Source organism: Bradyrhizobium sp., assembly GCF_022844465.1.
In the GTDB taxonomy this organism is placed as follows: Bacteria; Pseudomonadota; Alphaproteobacteria; order Rhizobiales; family Xanthobacteraceae; genus Bradyrhizobium.
On record NZ_JALHLP010000016.1, the window covers coordinates 23,794 to 42,255 of the forward strand.

At 61.3% G+C, this 18,462-nt stretch carries 17 protein-coding genes and 1 tRNA gene; 6 read left to right on the forward strand and 12 right to left on the reverse strand.

The window, feature by feature from the left end:
• The first annotated feature begins 152 nt into the window (after nt 1-152).
• Together Q0D31_RS19565 and Q0D31_RS19570 are read left to right on the forward strand one after the other, a co-directional pair.
• Complete coding sequence (locus Q0D31_RS19565; protein ID WP_291854689.1) at nt 153-1,172, forward strand: FecR family protein; 1,020 nt, start codon at nt 153-155, stop codon at nt 1,170-1,172.
• A gap of 80 nt (nt 1,173-1,252) precedes the next feature.
• A complete protein-coding gene (locus Q0D31_RS19570) occupies nt 1,253-4,027 on the forward strand; it encodes an EAL domain-containing protein (protein WP_291854691.1) in 2,775 nt (924 codons plus the stop codon).
• Between the two features lie 87 nt (nt 4,028-4,114).
• Here Q0D31_RS19570 and Q0D31_RS19575 read toward each other — a convergent pair.
• From Q0D31_RS19575 to Q0D31_RS19590, 4 genes are all read right to left on the reverse strand, one after another.
• Nucleotides 4,115-4,189 (reverse strand) — tRNA-Thr (locus tag Q0D31_RS19575).
• A 226-nt stretch (nt 4,190-4,415) separates the two neighbouring features.
• Nucleotides 4,416-4,640 carry a hypothetical protein gene (locus tag Q0D31_RS19580; RefSeq protein ID WP_291854694.1) on the reverse strand — a complete coding sequence of 75 codons (225 nt, stop codon included), beginning with the start codon at nt 4,638-4,640 and terminating at the stop codon, nt 4,416-4,418.
• A 391-nt stretch (nt 4,641-5,031) separates the two neighbouring features.
• Nucleotides 5,032-5,268 carry a hypothetical protein gene (locus tag Q0D31_RS19585; RefSeq protein ID WP_291854697.1) on the reverse strand — a complete coding sequence of 79 codons (237 nt, stop codon included), beginning with the start codon at nt 5,266-5,268 and terminating at the stop codon, nt 5,032-5,034.
• A gap of 53 nt (nt 5,269-5,321) precedes the next feature.
• The gene (locus Q0D31_RS19590) at nt 5,322-5,519 is read right to left on the reverse strand and encodes a hypothetical protein (protein ID WP_291854700.1); all 198 of its coding nucleotides are present in this window, start codon (nt 5,517-5,519) and stop codon (nt 5,322-5,324) included.
• Nucleotides 5,520-5,677: 158 nt separating this feature from the next.
• On the opposite strand from Q0D31_RS19590, the gene Q0D31_RS19595 reads away from it, so the two are divergent.
• The 3 genes from Q0D31_RS19595 to Q0D31_RS19605 all read left to right on the forward strand — a co-directional run bounded on the left by Q0D31_RS19595 (nt 5,678) and on the right by Q0D31_RS19605 (nt 7,582).
• Nucleotides 5,678-5,974 (forward strand): hypothetical protein, encoded by a 297-nt coding sequence (locus Q0D31_RS19595; protein WP_291854703.1) that lies wholly within the window; start codon nt 5,678-5,680, stop codon nt 5,972-5,974.
• Nucleotides 5,975-5,991: 17 nt separating this feature from the next.
• Entirely contained in the window at nt 5,992-6,708 is a 717-nt protein-coding gene (locus Q0D31_RS19600) for an aspartate/glutamate racemase family protein (RefSeq protein ID WP_291854708.1), read from the forward strand.
• Nucleotides 6,709-6,817: 109 nt separating this feature from the next.
• Nucleotides 6,818-7,582 (forward strand): HD domain-containing protein, encoded by a 765-nt coding sequence (locus Q0D31_RS19605; protein WP_291854711.1) that lies wholly within the window; start codon nt 6,818-6,820, stop codon nt 7,580-7,582.
• 223 nt (nt 7,583-7,805) lie between these two features.
• Here the strand turns inward: Q0D31_RS19605 and Q0D31_RS19610 are convergent, their stop codons facing one another.
• From Q0D31_RS19610 to Q0D31_RS19640, 7 genes are all read right to left on the reverse strand, one after another.
• A complete protein-coding gene (locus Q0D31_RS19610) occupies nt 7,806-8,336 on the reverse strand; it encodes a cytochrome c (protein ID WP_291854713.1) in 531 nt (176 codons plus the stop codon).
• Nucleotides 8,323-9,648 carry a sulfite dehydrogenase gene (gene soxC / locus Q0D31_RS19615; protein WP_291854718.1) on the reverse strand — a complete coding sequence of 442 codons (1,326 nt, stop codon included), beginning with the start codon at nt 9,646-9,648 and terminating at the stop codon, nt 8,323-8,325. Before soxC ends, Q0D31_RS19610 begins: the two co-directional genes overlap by 14 nt.
• A 130-nt stretch (nt 9,649-9,778) precedes the next feature.
• Nucleotides 9,779-10,147 (reverse strand): hypothetical protein, encoded by a 369-nt coding sequence (locus Q0D31_RS19620; RefSeq protein WP_291854721.1) that lies wholly within the window; start codon nt 10,145-10,147, stop codon nt 9,779-9,781.
• A gap of 118 nt (nt 10,148-10,265) precedes the next feature.
• Nucleotides 10,266-10,622 (reverse strand): hypothetical protein, encoded by a 357-nt coding sequence (locus tag Q0D31_RS19625; protein WP_291854724.1) that lies wholly within the window; start codon nt 10,620-10,622, stop codon nt 10,266-10,268.
• 8 nt (nt 10,623-10,630) lie between these two features.
• Nucleotides 10,631-10,870, reverse strand: a complete 240-nt coding sequence (locus Q0D31_RS19630) for a hypothetical protein (protein ID WP_291854727.1) — start codon at nt 10,868-10,870, stop codon at nt 10,631-10,633.
• A gap of 190 nt (nt 10,871-11,060) precedes the next feature.
• Nucleotides 11,061-13,277, reverse strand: a complete 2,217-nt coding sequence (locus Q0D31_RS19635; RefSeq protein ID WP_291854730.1) for a sodium:solute symporter family protein — start codon at nt 13,275-13,277, stop codon at nt 11,061-11,063.
• 12 nt (nt 13,278-13,289) lie between these two features.
• Complete coding sequence (locus Q0D31_RS19640) at nt 13,290-13,571, reverse strand: DUF4212 domain-containing protein (protein WP_291854734.1); 282 nt, start codon at nt 13,569-13,571, stop codon at nt 13,290-13,292.
• 374 nt (nt 13,572-13,945) lie between these two features.
• Between Q0D31_RS19640 and Q0D31_RS19645 the strand changes: the two genes are divergently transcribed.
• On the forward strand, nt 13,946-14,620 hold the full coding sequence (locus tag Q0D31_RS19645) for a response regulator transcription factor (RefSeq protein WP_291854738.1): 675 nt from the start codon (nt 13,946-13,948) through the stop codon (nt 14,618-14,620).
• A 59-nt stretch (nt 14,621-14,679) separates the two neighbouring features.
• Here Q0D31_RS19645 and Q0D31_RS19650 read toward each other — a convergent pair whose 3' ends face one another.
• Complete coding sequence (locus Q0D31_RS19650) at nt 14,680-18,201, reverse strand: PAS domain-containing hybrid sensor histidine kinase/response regulator (protein ID WP_291854741.1); 3,522 nt, start codon at nt 18,199-18,201, stop codon at nt 14,680-14,682.
• Nucleotides 18,202-18,462 lie beyond the last annotated feature (261 nt).

Below are 18,462 nucleotides of genomic sequence, written 5' to 3' on the forward strand. Positions count from 1 at the left end.
GGGCTATGGTTAACAGCGCGTTAAACCCGTAGTGCGATTTTGCGTTTCACCCAAGAAGGAATTGAAACTTTCTGGTGCGATCTTGGTCGGGCGGATCCATTGCGCGTGCTTGCTCGATTCGAGAAGCACCCCACGATCGATCAAGGTGCCAAATGTCTGATCTGATGAAGGTTTTTTCTGCTCGCGTTGGTTTGGCTCTAGTCCTGGCTTGTTTTTGCGTCGGATTGGAAGCTGTCGCAGAGGATTCGAGCTGGCGTGTCGCCAAGTCTTCAGGCGAGGTCTGGGTCGCAACCTCCGGGGTCCAGCCGGTTTCGCTCACTGACCGAGCCGTGCTGAATCCAGGCGATAACATCCGTACGGGCCGGAATGGTCGGGTCCTGCTGGTGCGCGGCGATGAAACCATACTGGTCGCGCCAAACTCGGTTATTGACGTTCCTGCTGCCCAAAAGGGCGGGCGGACCAGCATTATTCAGCGGGCCGGCTCGGCCCTGTTCAATGTTGAAAAACGCAACGTCGAGCATTTTGAGGTCGAGACGCCGTATCTCGCTGCCGTCGTGAAAGGCACCGAATTTCGCGTCTCGGTGAATGCGACCGGGTCGACCGTGGATGTGATCGGCGGCAGCGTCGAGGTCGCGGACCACAGGTCCGGCCAGTACGCGTTGGTATTGCCGGGGCAGGCGGCGCGGGTTTCGTCGCGAGGCCAAGGTGGCCTGTCGTTGAGCGGGCCGGGCGCATTGGGTCCGATCCAACAGGGCACGCCCAGGGCGAACTCGGTTGCGCCCGTTCCGGTCCCGGCGCGGGGGCTGACCGCGCCGCGCGATGCGGCGCACACGGACAAGGCGGCGCCGCGCGATACAGCGAGCACAAACAATGCGAACAGCGGGCTGCGCATCGGCTCGGCAATCGGTGATGTAAAGCTGGACTTCCAGCAGGTGACCAAAGGCTTGGCGCGCGCCGAAATCGCCCATGTTTCGGCGCGAAGCCATATGGCCGCGCGCACCGAGCATGCCACCGTGTGGTCTACCGGCGGGCTGGTGCCGGCGGGCAATGCCAATGGTTTAGGAAACGGCAATGGCGGCAACGGCAATGGTCCTGGAAATGGTCTTGCCAACGCCAGTGCCAATGCCGCCGCCATCGCGGCTCAGACCAAGGGTAAAGGCAAGCACCACTGACGCACATTTTGGCCGCCCGGGGCAGCTCCACGGGAGCGCCACCGGATGGGGGCGGCGGCGGATATCAATGGGACGGGGAAGTGAAACGGTATCGGCTGCACCTTTTTGCGCTCGGCGTCCTGCTGGTCATTGTTCTGACCGGCGCGCACAGCGCATTGCATAACGCCTTGGCCGACATGCGGTTTGGCTGGCTGGCGCGCCAAGCTAGCGGTAACGTCGTTCTGGTTGCGATCGACTCGCCCTCAATTGAGAAAATTGGCGTCTGGCCTTGGCCGCGCGAACTCCATGCGCAGCTGGTCGGTAGGCTGGAGGGCGCCGGCATCAGCGATGTCGTTTTCGACGTCGATTTCAGCAGCCCGTCGAACTCCTCCTCCGATCAGGCGTTGGTCGATGCGCTTCAAAAGGCGGGCGGATCGGTTGTGCTGCCGGCATTCAAGCAACGGGTGGGGCACGGCAAGACAATTCATGTCAATCGCCCACTGTCGAAATTCGAGAAGCACGCGTGGTCGGCGGTCGCAAATGTCTTGATCGAACCGAATGGTTTGGTGCGTCGCTACTTATTCGGCGAGACGATCGACGGAAAGTTTCTGCCCTCCGTAGCAGCGTTGCTGGCCGGCAGGCATGAGAAAGACGAGGCCCCATTTTATATCGATTTCGGAATCCGCGCCAATTCCGTGCCGATGGTCTCGTTCGTGGATGTTTTGCGCGGCGATCCCGCGGTCTTGAATGGCCTCAAGGATAAGAAGGTTGTTATCGGCGGAACCGCCGTCGAACTCGGCGATCGGTTCAACGTTCCAAATGGGCAGATCGTGTCCGGCCCGTTGCTGCAAGTATTGGCCGCGGAGTCGATTCTGCAGGGACGTGCGTTGCAGGCGTCGTCGTTCTTGACCGCGCTGGGCGGCCTTGTCGTCTTGGTGTCGTTCATGGCGGTGGTGTGGCGTCGCACATCCGCTGGCGTACGGGTGGTGCTCCTTGTCGGTCTGGCATGCGCCATTGAATTGGGCGCCACGCTGTTGCAGGCGTGGACGCCGCTCATTCTTGATACCGCGCTGTTCCATGCGGCCATCGCCGTCTATTTGGTTGCGTTGGCGCTCGAACAGATCGACATTCTTGGTTGGATGCACATAGTCGCGGAACGGCGCTTTCAGCGGATCGCGCTTTCGGTCGGCGACGGCTTGGTTTGTGCCGACCATAGCGGCGTGGTGACGGTGTGGAATCCCGGCGCCACGGCGATTTTTGGCTATCGTCGGGACGAGATGATCGGGCAGCCGTTCAGCAAGATCTGCGCTGCCGGTGGCGCTGGCAAGCCTGTCGCATTTTCAATCCTCGATCTGCCGCAGGACGAACTCCAGGCGCCCGGCGGCCGGGTGATGGAGATCGAAGGCCGCCGCAAGAACGGCGAGCGGTTCCCGCTCGATGCCTGTTTCTCGGGCTGGCACGGGACCGATGGATTCCAGTACGGCGTCGTCATGCGCGATATATCGGCGCGCAGGCGTGAAGCCGACAGAATGCGCTACTTGGCGGAATACGATACGCTGACCGGTCTCGCCAATCGTCACACGCTGAATGAATATCTGGCGGCAAGGCTTGCCGGGGCCAAGGCGGGCTCAGGCGGGGTTGCGTTGCTGTTGCTGGACCTCGACAAGTTTAAGGAGGTCAACGACACGCTCGGCCACGCCAGCGGCGACCAATTGCTTTGTGCCGTCGCCAAGCAATTGGCGACTTTGGTCGGAGACGCCGGATTGGCGGCCCGACTAAGTGGCGATGAGTTCGCCATCGTCCTCAGCGGCGCTGATGCGGCGTTGCGCGCGAAAGAACTGGCGGAGGATATCTGCATTGTGTTTCGTTTGGCCCCGGTTCCGGTCGGCGAGCGGCAACTCAATGTTACCGGCAGTATCGGCGTTTCGATCTATCCCGACGATAGCGGGACGGTGGACCAACTGCTGGGCAATGCGGATCTCGCACTCTACCAGGCGAAGGCCAAATGCCGCGGCCAGTACGTGTTCTTCAACCGCACGATCAGAGACGCGCTGGAGGTGCGGCGGATCCTGGAGGCCGAGTTGAAGAAGGCTGTGGAACGGCGGGAGTTCAAACTGCTGTATCAGCCGCAATTCAACCTCAGGGATGGCAGCGTGGTGGGCGTGGAGGCGCTGATCCGCTGGGCGCACCCCGATCGTGGCATGGTGTCGCCGGCGGAGTTCATGCCGGTCGTGAATGCGTCCGCGATGTCAAACGACACCGCGGTCTGGGTGCTGGAGGCCGCCTGCATGCAAGGCCGGCTGTGGCAGCTCAAAGGTCATGCGGTTCGCGTCGGCGTCAACCTGGCGCCGTCGCAACTGCAATCGGGTAATCTTGCAGTCACGGTCAGGCGAATTTTGACCGAAACCGGGTTCGCGCCCGCCTTGCTTGAGCTGGAGGTGACCGAGAACATCCTGCTTGAGGACGATACAAGGGCAATCGAGAATTTCCGTCAGCTGAAAGAACTCGGCGTCCATATTGTGTTTGACGATTTCGGAACCGGCTATGCCAGCCTGAGCTATCTGAAGAAATTCCATCTCGACGGTCTTAAGATTGATCGGTCGTTTGTGCGCGATTTGCGCGCCGGTTCGGACGATGCGGCCATTGTCGGCTCTACCATCAGTCTCGGCAAGCAGTTGGGACTGTCGGTGATTGCCGAAGGCATCGAGGACTGCGCGACCGCCGATCTGCTGCTGAGCATGGGTTGTGAACACGGCCAGGGATTCTATTTGGGCCGTCCGATGCCGGCGGAGGAGTTTGAACAGAAATTCCTCGCGGCTGGCGTGCGTCTGGCGCCCGGCCGTGCGGCCGCGGGACGCACGGCGAGCGCGGCTTAGAACCGATCGGCTGCCGCGCGCACCGTCATTCAGCGCAAGACCTGATGCACAAGACCCGGCGCATGCGCCGGGCCTTGGTGCGTATTGTGGTGCCGGGTGAGAGGATTGAACTCCCGACCAACGGTTTACAAAACCGCTGCTCTACCGCTGAGCTAACCCGGCAAATCGCTTTAATTCCGGCTTAAATTCCGGCGGCCGCCGATGCCGCAAAGGCGCCGGTTCCCGACCAATTCTGCCCATCAATAGATAACGAAATCGTGCCCAAAAGACAAAGCCCTGGCAGCGGTGCTGCCAGGGCTTTGAATAGGACCATGAGGCCTATTGCTGCGTGATCTTATCCGGAAGTGGTTTCCTGCCGTTTCGGATCATGCACCTCATTCAACGCAGTTTAGCGTGCCGCGCGCCGGGTCTTGCAGTTGGCATTATACCAGGCCACCAGCTTGCGCTTGACCGTCTGTTGCTCGCTGGTCAGCGATACGCCCATATACTGCCGATTCAATTCCTCAAGCTGCGTGCAGCGATAATCCGCCGATGCAGTCGTCGATGTCAGAGAAAGCAACAAACCCGCCAACAATGCCCCGACACAATGAGTGGAAGCTGCAAATTTCTTCATTCCCACTATTGTTCTCCATCCTTCGTTCAAATGTGGATCCGCGGGTTAGTGGCAAACGGCGCCACATACTCGTTTTACAAACCCATGAATCCGGGGTGAGCCCCAGCCAATGCCCGGATAATGGGGCAAATGCAAGACAAGTTTGATGTAGAATAGCACTTTGGTTGACGCGCGGCGTTAACCCTAAGAAGTCTAAAGCACTGTAATTAAAAATAGAATAATGAAATGCCGCTGTCGGAAGGGCAGCCATGCGCGCCGCCGCAATATTGCCGTGGCGTACCAGACTACCGCCCGACACGGCTATCGACGCTTGGGAGAAACGGGTCAGGATTGTGCCAATCGTCCGCGGCGAGCGGCAGCCCACGCCGCATCGCGCGTCATGCATTGTGTATCATGGCGCGTGGTCGTCGTGGCGCCAGAACGGCTGGAAGGTGCGCCGCGCGATGATGTTGCGCACCCGGTCCCAGTGGCCGTCCGGGCGGCTGTCGAGCAGCGCGCCGCTGTCGACGTCCTGCGCCATGGTCCAGGCGACCTCGTAAGCCGCCGGGCCGAACTCTTCCATCAGGCGATCGGCGTCGTCGCGGGCGAGCTTGCGGCGCTCCTGCCATTTTCGCCAAAGGTGCAACAAGGTTATGGCTCCGGAATAACCGGGCCATAGGGTCGCACGAATTATCGCGGTCGTCAGGCCGGTTTGAGCGTCATGGACGCGGTCTGCCGGAGTGCCAAGTCGGCTTCTTCGCGCAATGACTGGGCGCAGAATTCGTTGCAGACAAGCTGGTTCCCAACCGGCAAGGCCTGCACCTCATTGGCGCTGAAACAGAACGGTTCGTCGCAATAGGCGCAACGCTTCGGAAATGATCCAATCGAACCAGACTGCATTACCATCTCCTGGATGACCGATGAGCGGAGTACCATAGCTTGAGTCGCGCTCTGGACCATGCGTAATTTGTGCACAACATTGCGACGGCAGGATGACGACAGGAACGATGCGCATGATTCGGATATTCGCCACTTTATTCGTGGTCTGGTTTGCCAGCTTGGCGCAGATCGACGCGGTCGCCGCGCAAGACATCGCCGGTATTGAAGACTGCACCAAGACCGCGGGACTCGATCGCCGCACCGGATGCTTGCAAGCCAATGTCAATTTTTTGCAGCGAATCCTGATGCGCGACGCATCGGAGGCGCAGCGCCGGTTGCAGGCGGCCGAAAGCGAGATCGGCGCGCTCAAGACCGCGCTGGCGGCGTTGCGGAAACAATTGGACGCGCTGCAAGCGGCCAAGATCGGCAGCGATAAGGCGCTCGACGACAAGGCGGCTGCGGAAAAGAAAAAATAGCGACGGAGTATCGCCGCATGGTTCGCGTCGCATTCGTGATTGGAGACTACCCGCCGGATCAGTTCGAGCTGCGCGCCGATGCCGCGCGCGCTTACGCGTCGGCCGATGTCGAGGTCGGAATCCTGAAGGTGCCGGCGCGGCCGTTCGACGGTTTGACGCCGGTCGAGATTCAGGCGGCGGCGCCGATCTTCCACGAATCGTTCCGCCAGGCCGAGCGTGAGGGCTATGACGCAGTGGTGCCGCTCGGCATGCTCGACATTGGCGTCGACGGCGGACGCTCGGCGGTGGATATCCCGGTGATTGCGCCGTTGCAGGCGGCGCTACATGTCGCGGCGCTGCTAGGCGATCGCTTCGGGGTGGTCTGCTATCACCCCTCCGCGATTGCGCGCCATCGCGCGCAATGCGTCGCTTACGGCATGGAGTCCTGGATCGCGGGCCGCCGGGCGTCGGGCTTTTACGTTCAGCACATCGCCGCCAACAAAGACCGGATGATTGAATCCTTCCTGATGGCGGCGCGCGATCTGATCGACAAGGATGGCGCCGATGTCATTATCCCGCAGGGCATCACCCAGTGCCCGGTGCAGATGAAGCCGGCATGGCTCAGCGAGCAGCTCGGCGTGCCGGTGGTCGAAGGAATTGGCGCGCCGATCCGGCTGGCGGCGCTGATCGCCGGTCTCGGGCTCAAGCACAGCCGGGTGCGCTGGCAGAAGGCCGGCTCGCAACCGCGCGGGTAAGGCCTCGTTGCCGGGCGCGACTCCGTGTAGGATACTCCGTGTAGGATACTCCGTGTAGGATAATGATCTGCCGACCGGCCAATGCCCGCATCAACGCCAAAGGTGCCCCATGAATGTCGTCCAGCCCAAGACCTTGTCCGACCTTGCCGACGAGGTCGACCACCGGATGGAAGAAGAGCTTGAGCGCGTCGTCACCAAATCGTTGTTGTTCAATCTCGGCGACGGCAAAGTCTATTACGACAGCGGTGCGACGCTGGCGGCGAAATACCCCGGAAAATTCATGCTGATGGGTGACGATCCGCGGCTGCCGAAAATGCCGGCCAAGCCGACGCTGCTCGATTATTTCCGCTGCCGTTTTGCCTCCATGAACCATCTGTTGCAGAGCGCGACCCATGCGCTCAAGGCTGGCCTGCCCGAAAAGACCATACTGGCCTGCTTGCTGCACGACATCGCGGTCGCCGGCTTTATTCGCGCCGACCACGGTTATTGGGGTGCGCAGATGATCGAGCCTTATGTCGACGAGGAAGTGAGCTGGGCGGTGCGCGCGCATCAAGCGCTGCGCTTCTTCCCCGACGAGTCGGTGGGCTACAAATATCCGGAGGCCTATATCAAGGCGTTCGGCGCGGACTACAAGCCGGAGCCTTATATCTACGAGGCTTATAAGCGCGCCCGCGAACACAAATGGTATATGTCCGCGCGCCTGATCTGCGTGAACGACATCTATTCGTTCGATCCCAATGCCAAGGTCTCGATTGACGATTTCGTCGACATTGTCGGCCGTCATTTCCGCCAACCCGAGGAAGGGCTGGGCTGGGATTCAAGCCCATCAGCCCATATGTGGCGCACCCTGATGCGGCCGACGCGGTTTTTGTAATTTCTCAGCCTCATGGTGAGGAGGCGCGCCATAATAGGCGCAGCTGCGGCCGCTTGGCTGCGTGCGCGCCGTCTCGAACCATGGCGGCGAATTCCGGACTCGCGGCCATCCTTCGAGACGGCGCTTCGCGCCTCCTCAAGATGAGGTCAGAGAGAGGTCCCGCTCAAACCGAACGGCCGGTGGATTGCTCCACTGGCCATTTCGCATTTTGTTGTTGCCGCGCTCAGATGCGATCCGGGAACCGGATGATGAACTTGCCGGCGTTCGGCATTTTTACCTTCGGCAGCGACTTCGCGTCCATCACGTCGCCTTCGCCGATCAGCTTGTTGATCGCGAGCAGATAGGCGGTGACGGCATAGACCTGATCGTCGTTCAGCGTCCGCGGCGACATGTATGGCATGCCGCGACGGACCTGGTCGAAGATCGTGGTGGCGAATTCGTAATAGGTGATGGTCTTGGGCGCATCCATGCGATCCCATTTTTGCAATCCGACCATTGGCGCGTACCCGGGCGCCGGCTTTACGCCGCCCTCGCCGTGGCACAGGGCGCACTGCTGTTTGTAGATCGCCGCGCCTTGCGCGACGGTGCCGCTGCCGGGCGGCAGATTGCTGCCATCGGGCAGCACGGCGATGTCCCACGCTTTGATGTCGGCTTCGGTGATGTTCTTGCCGAGGCCGGGCGATTGCGCGACGGCGGTGCTTGCGCTGAGCGCCAGCGTGGCGCCGAGAGCGACCAAGAGTTTACGCGTAGACATGCTTGATCTCCCCTTTGCCGTCGATGCCCCAGCTGGTGATGCTGTTGTAGTGCTGGTTGATGAACACGTTCGGATTGGTGACCGGCTGCGAGCTTTGTCCGCGGTTGGCGATGATTTCGGCGCGCAGCGGCTGCACATTGCCGGCCTCGTCCCAGGCGCGGCTTTGCAGGATTGCCGGTTTCCCGTCCCAGCGCCAAGGCGCGCGGAACCGGGTGAAGGCTTGCGGATTCGTTGGCCCCTGGAGCGCCGCCTCGGCCCAGCTCTTGCCGCCATCGGCCGACACCATGACGCGGGCAATGCGCCCGGTGCCGGAATAGGCGACGCCGGAAATGTCGTAATAGCCCGGGCCCTTCAAGCTGTGACCGAACGAAGGATGGGTGATGAACGACTTCACTTCTTGCAGGAAGTGGAATTTCCAGAGCCGCTCGCCCGGCAGCACCTGCGAATAGGTCTTGGCTTCGTAGAAGCTCATCGCCGGCTGATCGATCAGCTTGATCCGGCGCAGGAACTTCACATTCATGTTGCCCTGGTAGCCGGGCAGCAACAGCCGCATCGGATAGCCAGTGCCGGGCCGCACGCGCTCGCCATTCTGGTAGAGCGCGATCATGGCGTCGTCCCAGCCCTTTTTAATCGGAACGCTGCGGTGCAGCGCGCAGGAATCGCCGCCTTCGGCCAGGAACCAGCTGGCCTTCGGATCGACCCCGACTTCATCGAGCAGGGTCGAGAGCATAACGCCGGTCCATTCCGAATTGGACACTAGCCCGTGCAGGGCCTGAGCGGTGACCTGCATGGGTTCGGAGGAAAACATCGGTGCGGAATTGCCGCCGCATTCGATGAATGCCGTGCGGGTGACCATCGGGTAGCGATCGAGGTCTTCGAGCGAGAAGATCTTCGGCTGCCGCACCATGCCGTGGATCACCAGGCGGTGCTTCGCCGGGTCGATGTCCGGGATGCCGGAGTGATTGATGGTGAAGTGGAGCGCCGACGGTGTGATGCTGCCGTTGATCAGGTGATGCGGCGTGCGCGCATGCGAGTTGCGCGGCTCATGTTTGAGATTGCTCAGCACGCGCACGACATGCTTTTCGAATTTTGACGGCTGCTGCCGCAGCGGCGTGGGGCCGCCCATGGTCGTGCTCCAGGGGTCGTCCTTGAGCGGTTCGGCGGCGGCGCCGGTTGCAGAAGCGCCGACGCCTGCGACGGCGGCGCCGGCCATCAGGATGCCTTGCCCGAGCAGGGCGCGGCGATCGAGCAACCCGTTACCGGCAACCGGCGGCAGCGAATCCAATGTCTTTTGATGCTTGTCTTTGCTCATCAAATGCCTCCCTCGGCGAATGGGCGTCTGGTGCGCCCTGTTCGGAGAATTCCAGCAAGCCTTGAAATTCTGCTCCCGTCCGTCAGCGATGTCCAGATTGCCGAGAGAGTATTTCGTGCAGTCGGTGCAATCAGCGGCCGAGCAGCGAGAACAGCAGCGCCAAGAGCCACATGACGATTGCGACCAGCGAGGTCCAGCGGGCGAAAGTCAGGTAGGTCTCGCGCATGGCGGTGGCGACCGCCCATTGTGCCTGATTTTCCGGCGGGCGCTGGTCCTCGGGGAGGTAAAGCCACAATTCGGTGCGGCGATGACTCCGTCTCGGCGCTTCCCAGGCCTTGTAGATCAGGATCAGCGTCATCAGCACGGTGAGGAAACCGCCGGCCTGAAACGCAACGCGCGCCTGAAACGACAAGCCGATCATGACGCAGAAGATTGCGAGCGAGCCGAAGCCGCAGGCGCGCATGACGGTGGCAAAGGCGATGGCGCGGATATGATCCAAGGCAAGGATGCTCCCCGGTCGACCGGAAGTGTTCCCTGACAGCATTGTAGCTTACGGCTGGACTATGGCGGTCACAACCGCGTGTGGCGGAGGATTGTGCTGCGTCGCAAGGCGTCGGTTAAAGGCCGATCCGGAAGAAATTGCCGATGGCCGGAAGCGTCAGGATCGCGGTTCCGGCGAGCCAGATCCATAGCGAAACCACGCTGGAGTCGTCCGCGACCGAGCCGTCCTTGGCGGAATCGGACCTGGATTCGGCGAAGCGTTCGTAGATGGCTGCCGGAATACCGCCCAGAATGACGGTTGCGGTCGAGACCATCAGCGAGGAGAACATGAGCGTCAGCCCGACACTGCCGAACAGCAGCGCCGGCGCCAGGATCTGCACGTGGATCAATGCAAACAATAACCAAACCTGATTGAATAGCCCGTTGATCATCCCGAAAAAGGCGATGCCGATAAAATACCAGTGCCGTTCCATGGGTTGGCTCAAGCTGCGCGCGGAAACGCGCCGAGAAAAAGCAGCAGGTAAAGCAAGCCGACCCGCAGCCAGAACAGCCACACCACGCCGAACAGCCAAATGACAACCGGCGCCGTTGCGCGGGGCGTAACCAGGGCGACCACTGCAACCACCGGATCGGTGAGCCGGCAGAAAAAGCGCCAGATATAGTTCGACGAGTCCGGCTGGACAATCAGGCCCAACAATGCGCGACCGAGCAGCGTGTACATCAGCGCCGCCAACACGAAGTTGGGGAGCTGGAAGTACCATAGGGTCCAAAAAGGAGGAGATATCACCGATCGTCACTCGTCGATGGCGTTGCCAGAATGCAGCCGGCCGCGCGGGCTCTGCGGGAGTTTAATCGTATCACAAAAACGGGGTCCCTGAGGACCCCGTTTGTGTTTGCGTTATCGGCGCCGGTCAGGAGGTCTTTTCCTCCAGCACCGTCTTGCCGCGCGGCTTGCGGATCTCGTCGATGAAATCCTGCATTTCCTTCGACGGCGCCTTGGTCATCAGGCTGACGACGTAGATCACGAGGAAGCCGAGCGGCATTCCGAGCAATCCGCAGTTGATGTTGTTGAGGTCGAACCAGCCGACTCTGTTGGCCATCGGGTTCGCCGCGCTGGCAGGCACGTCCGCCAGCCATTTCGGATCGGCCAGGATCTTGGCGACTTCAACCAGCGGCCGGCCGGTCTCCGGGTTGAGAAGCGAGGTCATGCCGAAATATTTCACGCCTGCCTGCGGGTAGTATCTTGTGGTGATAAGGTAGAACAAGCAGAGGCTCAGTCCGGCAATGATCCCGCAAACCGCGCCTGCCGTGGTGGTGCGTTTCCACCAGATGCCCATCACCAGCGCCGGGAAATTGCCGGCCATGGCGAGCGAGAACGCCCAGCCCACCATTGCGAGAATGTCCGACGGCCTGGTCGAGGCGAGCGACGCGGAAGCGACCGCCACCAGCAGAAGCAGGACACGCGCAATGATCAGGCGCTTTTCGACGTCATTGGCCCTGCCCCAGAACGGAAGCACGACGATCAACATAGCCCCAAGTCCAGACAGCAATAACCAGCGCCACTGGACGGGACCCAATTGGAGCGCGCTTGGGAGCCAACTCGCATTGAGATTGAGTGGGCTTGGCATCGCCAGGAACAAGTAAATTCCGAGTACCATAGCGATCGCGACGCCGGCGACCAGCAGGCTTCTTACCGCCTGCCGTAGCGGTTGGATCATTTTGAAGTAGATGTCGTGACTGAGTGCGTTGGCGATGGCCAGCAGCAGTCCGTCGGCGGTCGAGAGCGCCGCCGCCAAGCCGCCAGCGGCGACCAGGCCCGAGATCACGTAGGGAAGGCCGGCGATCTCCGGCGTGGACAGCACGATCACGTCCTGCGCAATTGTGAAGTCCTGGAACCGCAGGATTCCCTGATGTCCAGCAATCGCTTTGCAGGCATCGATGGCAGTTTGCAGGCTGGCGGCGGGTCTGCCGCAGACCTGGATCAGCCCGAGTTCGCCCCATGTGAACAGCCATGGCTTGAGCGCGGTGATGTTGCTGCCGATGACGTTGGTATAGACCTCAAGCTTCGAGAACGCCGCATAGGCCGGCGCCGAAAAGTAGAGCAGGAAGATGAACAGCAGCGACCACGCCACCGAGTCCCTGGCCTGCTTCACCGACGGGGTCGTGAAGTAGCGCATCAGGATGTGCGGCAGCGAAGCGGTGCCGATCATCATGCAAAGGATGATCCCGAAGAAATTCAGCGGGGTGTAGTTCATGAACGGTTGGATGTGCGGCTTGAGGGTGGTGGGGCCGCAATCCGCGGCGGTGCACAGCACCGCCAGGCCGGTTTTTATCAGCTCTTGCTCGCGGGCCGTGATCTCCGCGATCGCTTTGCCGTAGGTCAGTTCTGGAATCGGAATCCCGTATTTCATGGTCGACAGGATTACGATCGGCACCAGGTAAGCGACGATCAGCACAATGTATTGCGCGATCTGCGTCCAGGTCACCGCCCGCATGCCGCCCAGCATTGCGCAGGCCAGGATGCCGACGAGGCCGGCGAACACGGCGATCTCGAACTGCATTCCCAAGAAGCGCGAGGCGATGATGCCGGTGCCGAAGATCTGCGCCGTCACATAAGTGAAGGAGCAGCAGACCAGCACAATCACGCCCAGGAAGCGGGCGACATTGCCGCCGTAGCGGAATGACAGGAAGTCCGGCACGGTGTAGGCGCCAAACTTGCGCAGATAGGGCCCGACCAGGAGCGACACCAGCACAAAGCCACCGGTCCAGCCGAGCACCCAGGCGAGGCCATCATAGCCCTGCAGGAATAGCGAGCCGGCCATGGCGACGAAGGACGCGGCCGACATCCAGTCGGCGGCGGTCGCCATGCCGTTGTAGAAGGCTGGTACGCGCCGGCCGGCAACATAATATTCGGAGATCTGTGCCGTTCGCGTTGCGATGCCGATGATGGCGTAGACCGCAAGCGTGAAAAACACGAAGAAATAACCGAGCACTCTGTTCGGCACGCCGAACTGCTCGAGGATAGCAAGCAGCAAGATGAATCCAACAAAGCCGCCGGTGTACAGGCCGTACATCCGCCCAAGCTGCTTATAGAAGGACTCTGAAGCGCCGGTGGTTTGAGTTGCCATGTTCGATCCCCCTTACTCTTCGTCTTCGGCGAAGCCGAATTCGCGATCGATCTTGTTTTGCTGCTTTGCGAAGATGAAGAGTATGAGCACGAACACGATCAGCGAGCCTTGCGCGGCCATATAGAAGCCGAGCGGAAAGCCCAAAACCGGGATGGTGTACTGGTTCAGGGTGTGGACGAACATATGGATGATGAAGCCGAAGAACAGCCAGACCCCGAGATGCGTGAACATCAGCCGGGTGGTCTTCCGCCAGTGCAAGACTTCTTTAGTCTCAGTTTCTTTGGACTCAGCCATCGTCGCCCTCTCCCCTGTTCAAGCAGTTGGCGCGGGTAACTCATCCGCGCGGTGCCCGCATTTCAGTTAGGTCGCTCGCCGTTCTTGCGGTCGTTCGACCGTCTGCTCTTTGGCGACGTTGCCGCCCGGACCAAGTGTCGCAAAGGCACACGTCGGCAAGTCACGCTAACGGGTTATGCTAACAAAGCGTCGCGGGCTTCCGTATACGACTTTGGGCGATATCCCCGGCGATGCGCGGCCCATGGTGCGCTGCAATAGTTTTGCTGCGATGCGTCAGAGCCGAGTCTTGATGTTGCGCTGCACGCGCGATGAAATTGCTATAGATTGAGCGCGTTGGACGTCACCCGAGAAGGGCGCAGGCCGGGCCGCCGTGAATGAATAGTGCTGCACATTACCATCTGGTGATTGCTGACGATCACCCGCTGTTCCGTGGCGCGCTGCGTGCCGCGATCGACGGACTATTTGACCGGGTCACGATTGCGGAGGCCGGCTCGTTCGACGAAGTCACCAAGCTGCTGGAAGACGACGGCGAGGTCGACCTTGTTTTGCTCGATCTCGCGATGCCGGGCGTGCGCGGATTTTCCGGTCTGATGTATTTGCGCGCGCAATATCCGAGCGTGCCGGTCGTGATGGTGTCTGGCAATGACGACCCGGCGGTGATCCGCCGCTGCATCGATTTTGGCGGCGCTGGGTTCATTCCAAAAACCTTGGGCACCGAGGCAATCCGCGCCGCAATCATGTGCGTGCTTGCAGGCGGCGTCTGGACGCCGCCCGATGTCGATCTCGGCGCGGGGGCCGATGCTGCCAGCGCGGATTTGCTGGCGCGGCTGGTGTCGCTGACGCCGCAGCAGGTTCGCGTCTTGATGATGTTGTCGAGCGGGCTGCTCAACAAGCAGATCGCCTATGAGCTGCGCGTCTCCGAGGCGACCGTCAAGGCGCATGTTTCGGCGATCCTGCAAAAGCTCAATGTCGAAAGCCGCACCCAGGCGGTCATCGCCGCCTCCAAGATCGAACAGGGCGCGTTCATGACCGCCGCGGCGCGCGTTTAGTTCGCAATAATATTATGGGCGTGCAATTCTGACGCAGTCAGATGAATGCCGCTGACACATTACTCGGCGGCAACCGCGCGTTTGATCAGTGCTTGCGAAATCAAGGCGCGCAGCGCGGCGGGTTTCAGCGGCTTGTAAAGCAACAGGACATCGTGCGCCCTGGCCTGGTCGCGGATGCTCGGGCTGCGATCGGCGGTAATCAAGATTGCGCCGAGGTCGGCGTGGTAGCGCTGCCGCAGCGCCAGGATGGCTTCAAGGCCATTGCCTTCGTCCAGGTGGTAGTCGACCAGGAGAATGCGCGGCGTGACGGCGGCCTCGACGATGGCTGCGATCGCGGTTGCAAGGTCCGGCGCCTTGAGCACCCGGCAGCCCCAGCCGCTGAGCACCAGCTCCATGCCGTTGAGAATGGCGCTGTCGTTGTCGATGCATACCGCCACAACGCCGTTGAGCTGTCCGCGATCGATCCCGAGCGCCGGTCGCGATGGTGCGCGAACCGCTGCGTGCGCGGCGAGCGGAACCTCGATCGAAAAATGCGAGCCGCGCGCGACGGTGGAATCGACCTCGACCTTGTGGTCGAGCACACGCGCGATCCGCTCCACAATCGAAAGCCCGAGCCCGAGCCCGCGCGCCACCTTGGCGCCTTCGTCGAGCCGATGAAACTCTTGAAAGATGATTTGCCGTTTGGACGCCGGAATGCCAAGCCCGGTATCGTAGACGTCAATGCGCAAGACTTTGCCGTGTCGCCGGCAGCCGACCAGCACGCGGCCTTCCGACGTATATTTGATGGCGTTCGATACTAGATTTTGCAAAAGCCGCCGCAGCAGCCGGCGGTCCGACCACACCGTCAGCGAGCAGCGCACAAAGTCGAGTTGCAGACGTTTGCCGTGAGCGAGCGGCGTGAACTCGACTTCGAGCTGACGCAATATATCGTCGATATGGAAGTTGACGAATTCCGGTTTCATCGCTCCGGTATCGAGGCGCGAAATGTCGAGCAGCGCGCCGATGATTTCCTCGACTGCGTCGAGCGAGGCATCGATATTGTCTACGAGCTGGGAGGTCTCGCCGCTGCCCTGACGTTCGATCAGGCTGGTGACATAGAGCCGCGCGGCGTTGAGCGGTTGCAGAATGTCGTGGCTGGCGGCGGCGAGAAAATGGGTCTTTGAAATATTGGCCTGCTCGGCGCCGGCCTTGGCGTGCGCGAGTTCGGTATTGAGGTGGGTCAGTTCTTCGGTGCGTTCCCGCACGCGCCGTTCCAGCGTCTCGTTGGCGCGTTCCAGTTCTTCGGCCGCCTTCACGCTGGCGGTAATGTCGGTGAAGGTCGTGACGATGCCGCCGTCGGGCATGGGGTTGGCGCGCACTTCCATCACCAGGTCGCTTTCGGGAACGCGCTCCAGGAACGGCAGGCTCGACGAAACATATTGCTTTGTCAGGCCCTGGACGATCGCTTCCACCGAGGCCGCGGTGGGATAATTGCGCCGCGCATTGAAGCGAAGAATTTCGTCGAGCGCAGTCCCGACTCGCGTGAGTTGCGGCGGCAATGCCAGAATGTCGCCGAATTGCCGGTTCCAGCAGATCAGGTGCAGGTCCTTGTTGAAGATCGCAATGCCCTGGCGGACGTGATCGAGCGCGGTCTGGAGGATTTCGCGATTGTAGTGGATCGCGGTGTTGGTGTCGTCGAGCAGCTTCAGCGCGGCCTTGGTCGAGACCGTGCGTTTGCGCAGCAGCAGCGACAGCACCAGGCGCGACGAGGAGGTGCCGATGGCGGAGGCAAGCATGTGTTCGGCATAGCGGATCAACTGGAAATCGGCTTCGGCCGTGGGGTCGAGCGGAATGCCGCGCGTAACGGCATAGCTGCCGAAGGATATCTTGGTGCGCTCCTCGCCGAGATAGCGCGCGACCGTGGCGCTGAGCTCTTCGACCGTGACGGTCGGGCGCCACAGGCGGAAGCTCGGGGCGATTGGGGTCAGATCGGAGGGCACGAACACATCGCCCTGCAAGCGTTCGATGGGCGCAGGCGCGCGGCTCAGCGAGAAGCCGACATAGGCGATCACATTCAGGCCGAGGCTCCAAACCACGCCATGGACCAGCGGCGGCAGTTCCAGTCCAAACAGCGCCCGCGGCCGCAGCCAAGCCATGCCCCAAGGCCCATCGCTCAGCACGGCGATACTGACGATGCCGGCGTCGGCGAAGCTCGGCAGCAGCATGGTATAGGCCCAGGTCGCGATGCCGATGGTCATGCCGGCCATTGCGCCGCGCGCGGTTGCCCGCCGCCAAAACAGGCCGCCGAAAAACGCCGGCGCAAGCTGGGCGATGGCGGCGAACGACAAGAGACCGATGGAAGCGAGTTGCGCGGCGCCGGCCGAGCGGTAGTACAGATAGGCCAGCAGTAGAATGACGACGATGGCGACGCGCCGCACCGTGAGCAGCATGCGGCCGACATCGGCGCTCTCGGTGATCATGCGTTGGCGGCGCTTGAGCAAGAGCGGCATCACGATGTCGTTCGACACCATGATCGCCAAGGCGATCGACTCGACGATCACCATGGCGGTCGCCGCGGACAGCCCGCCGACAAAGGCGATAAGCGTCAGGAGTTCCGATTTGGCGGCAAGCGGCAGCGCCAGCACATACATATCGCTGTCGACGCTGCCGGTCGGAAAGGTCAACATGCCCGCGAGCGCGATCGGCAGCACGAACAGATTGATCAGCACGAGATACAGCGGGAACAGCCATGCCGCGCGCTTGATCTCGCGCGCGTTGTGGTTTTCGACCACGGTGACATGAAATTGGCGCGGCAGCAGCAGGATCGCAATCAATGACAACAGCGTCATCGCGGCGATCGTGCCGAACGGATAGTCGCGGTTGAGGATCGCGGCGGTATCGGTGTGTTGCATCGCTTGGGAGAAGAGCGCCGCCGGCCCGTCGAACATCCAGAACGTGACGAATACGCCCACCGCCAGAAACGCGATGAGCTTGACCAGCGATTCCGCCGCCACCGCCAGGATCAGCCCGTCCTGATGTTCGGTGGCGTCGATCTGACGGGTGCCGAATAAGATGGCGAAAGCCGCCATCGACAAGGTGACAAACAGCGCGATGTCGCCGACCAGCGGCAGATTGGCCACGAAGTCGGGTCGCACGTCGCCGATGATGGTGCCCAGCGAGGTTGAAACGGCCTTGAGTTGCAGCGCGATGTAGGGGATGATGCTGATGATGGCGATCAGCGCGACCGTTGCAGCAACCGCCTGCGATTTGCCGTAGCGGGCGGCGGTGAAGTCGGCGATCGAGGTGATGTTCTGCGCCTTGGCAAGCCGCACGACGCGCATGATGAACGGATAGCAAAGGCCGATCATCACGATCGGCCCGATATAGATCGCCAGGAATTCGATCCCGGAGCGCGAGGCGAGGCCGACCGAACCGAAGAAGGTCCAGGATGTGCAGTAGATCGCCAGCGACAGCGGGTAGATCAGGTGCCGCGTGCGGCCTTCGGGGCGAAATCGACGCGCGCGATCGCCATAGCTTGCGACCACGAACAAGAGGCCGATATAGCCGAGCGCGACAGCAATGACGACCCAGCCTTGCAGCATGATCGATCCCGCGCCACTTTGGACGCAAGGCCTCCCAGGTTGTTTGATGCTAGTGCCGCCGATCTGAAGTTCCTATACCACCCGCGGCAATTTCGGTTAGGAACTTCAGATCGAAAAGCGGCACTAGGATCGTAGCGTTACTAATGCCCTGTGGTTTCCGAAGTTCGTATAGGTGGTCGCAGCGAGGTATCACGAACTTCGGAAACCGGGCGCTCGTGGTCCGATTCTAACATTCGCATTCCATTTCCGCGCGCGATTTTA

What these genes read in the sequence shown, in the direction of transcription:
- Q0D31_RS19565 (WP_291854689.1), top strand. Translation starts at nt 153, where the DNA reads ATGTCTGATCTGATGAAGGTTTTTTCTGCTCGCGTTGGTTTGGCTCTA.
- Q0D31_RS19580 (WP_291854694.1), bottom strand. Translation starts at nt 4,640, where the DNA reads ATGAAGAAATTTGCAGCTTCCACTCATTGTGTCGGGGCATTGTTGGCG.
- Q0D31_RS19590 (WP_291854700.1), bottom strand. Translation starts at nt 5,519, where the DNA reads ATGCAGTCTGGTTCGATTGGATCATTTCCGAAGCGTTGCGCCTATTGC.
- Q0D31_RS19605 (WP_291854711.1), top strand. Translation starts at nt 6,818, where the DNA reads ATGAATGTCGTCCAGCCCAAGACCTTGTCCGACCTTGCCGACGAGGTC.
- Q0D31_RS19625 (WP_291854724.1), bottom strand. Translation starts at nt 10,622, where the DNA reads ATGGAACGGCACTGGTATTTTATCGGCATCGCCTTTTTCGGGATGATC.
- soxC (WP_291854718.1), bottom strand. Translation starts at nt 9,648, where the DNA reads ATGAGCAAAGACAAGCATCAAAAGACATTGGATTCGCTGCCGCCGGTT.
- Q0D31_RS19600 (WP_291854708.1), top strand. Translation starts at nt 5,992, where the DNA reads ATGGTTCGCGTCGCATTCGTGATTGGAGACTACCCGCCGGATCAGTTC.
- Q0D31_RS19645 (WP_291854738.1), top strand. Translation starts at nt 13,946, where the DNA reads ATGAATAGTGCTGCACATTACCATCTGGTGATTGCTGACGATCACCCG.
- Q0D31_RS19630 (WP_291854727.1), bottom strand. Translation starts at nt 10,870, where the DNA reads ATGTACACGCTGCTCGGTCGCGCATTGTTGGGCCTGATTGTCCAGCCG.
- Q0D31_RS19635 (WP_291854730.1), bottom strand. Translation starts at nt 13,277, where the DNA reads ATGGCAACTCAAACCACCGGCGCTTCAGAGTCCTTCTATAAGCAGCTT.
- Q0D31_RS19640 (WP_291854734.1), bottom strand. Translation starts at nt 13,571, where the DNA reads ATGGCTGAGTCCAAAGAAACTGAGACTAAAGAAGTCTTGCACTGGCGG.
- Q0D31_RS19610 (WP_291854713.1), bottom strand. Translation starts at nt 8,336, where the DNA reads ATGTCTACGCGTAAACTCTTGGTCGCTCTCGGCGCCACGCTGGCGCTC.
- Q0D31_RS19650 (WP_291854741.1), bottom strand. Translation starts at nt 18,201, where the DNA reads ATGCTGCAAGGCTGGGTCGTCATTGCTGTCGCGCTCGGCTATATCGGC.